This is a genomic window from Bacillus sp. BB51/4, assembly GCF_008368845.1.
Classification (GTDB): domain Bacteria; phylum Bacillota; class Bacilli; order Bacillales; family Bacillaceae_G; genus Bacillus_A; species Bacillus_A wiedmannii.
The window spans coordinates 1-1026 of sequence record NZ_QOSC01000040.1 but is presented as its reverse complement, the minus strand read 5'-3'; the positions used below and the strand labels follow the sequence as shown (position 1 = coordinate 1026).

The window sequence follows — 1026 nt, the reverse complement described above, 5'->3', positions numbered from 1 at the left end:
GTTCAGTTTTCAAAGAACTTTTTTGGTGGAGCCTAGCGGGATCGAACCGCTGACCTCCTGCGTGCAAGGCAGGCGCTCTCCCAGCTGAGCTAAGGCCCCAAACAATTATCGGGAAGACAGGATTTGAACCTGCGACCCCCTGGTCCCAAACCAGGTGCTCTACCAAGCTGAGCCACTTCCCGTAAGAAAACGCGCCCGAGAGGAGTCGAACCCCTAACCTCTTGATCCGTAGTCAAACGCTCTATCCAATTGAGCTACGGGCGCATATGGTGCCGAGGGCGGGGGTCGAACCCGCACGGTGGTCACCCACCGCAGGATTTTAAGTCCTGTGCGTCTGCCTGTTCCGCCACCCCGGCATGTCATATTGAAAATTGGAGCGGAAGACGGGATTCGAACCCGCGACCCCAACCTTGGCAAGGTTGTATTCTACCACTGAACTACTTCCGCAAGACATGTTTGAGTTATTTTATTAAAAGTGCGGGTGAAGGGAGTCGAACCCCCACGCCAAAGGCGCTAGATCCTAAGTCTAGTGCGTCTGCCAATTCCGCCACACCCGCATATTTCATTAAAATGGTGAGCCATGAAGGATTCGAACCTTCGACCCTCTGATTAAAAGTCAGATGCTCTACCAACTGAGCTAATGGCTCTTGCAATAAAAACTGGTGCCGACTAGAGGACTTGAACCCCCAACCTACTGATTACAAGTCAGTTGCTCTACCAATTGAGCTAAGTCGGCTAAATGGTGGAGGATGACGGGATCGAACCGCCGACCCCCTGCTTGTAAGGCAGGTGCTCTCCCAGCTGAGCTAATCCTCCGAATTGCCTGGCAACGTCCTACTCTCACAGGGACAAGGTCCCAACTACCATCGGCGCTAGAGAGCTTAACTTCCGTGTTCGGTATGGGAACGGGTGTGGCCTCTCTGCCATCATTACCAGACTGTATTCATTTAAGACAAGAATCATCATAACTTATTTAACTTTTAAAGTCAACAAGTTTTTTATATTCTTTCAAAACTAGATAACATT

The 1026-nt window shown here is 50.5% G+C and carries 9 tRNA genes and 1 rRNA gene; all 10 read right to left on the bottom strand.

Annotation, left to right across the window (positions count from 1 at the left end):
• Positions 1–23: 23 nt before the first annotated feature.
• The 10 genes from DN392_RS30085 to rrf all read right to left on the bottom strand — a co-directional run bounded on the left by DN392_RS30085 (position 24) and on the right by rrf (position 937).
• Positions 24–99 (bottom strand) — tRNA-Ala (locus tag DN392_RS30085).
• A gap of 9 nt (positions 100–108) precedes the next feature.
• A tRNA-Pro gene (locus tag DN392_RS30080) sits at positions 109–182 on the bottom strand.
• A gap of 8 nt (positions 183–190) precedes the next feature.
• Positions 191–264: transfer RNA gene (locus tag DN392_RS30075), tRNA-Arg, on the bottom strand.
• A 3-nt stretch (positions 265–267) separates the two neighbouring features.
• Positions 268–356 (bottom strand) — tRNA-Leu (locus DN392_RS30070).
• Between the two features lie 16 nt (positions 357–372).
• A tRNA-Gly gene (locus DN392_RS30065) sits at positions 373–447 on the bottom strand.
• A 29-nt stretch (positions 448–476) separates the two neighbouring features.
• A tRNA-Leu gene (locus DN392_RS30060) sits at positions 477–557 on the bottom strand.
• A 14-nt stretch (positions 558–571) separates the two neighbouring features.
• Positions 572–647, bottom strand: a tRNA-Lys gene (locus tag DN392_RS30055).
• Between the two features lie 13 nt (positions 648–660).
• Positions 661–736 (bottom strand) — tRNA-Thr (locus DN392_RS30050).
• A 4-nt stretch (positions 737–740) separates the two neighbouring features.
• A tRNA-Val gene (locus DN392_RS30045) sits at positions 741–816 on the bottom strand.
• Between the two features lie 5 nt (positions 817–821).
• A 5S ribosomal RNA gene (gene rrf, locus DN392_RS30040) occupies positions 822–937 on the bottom strand.
• Positions 938–1026 lie beyond the last annotated feature (89 nt).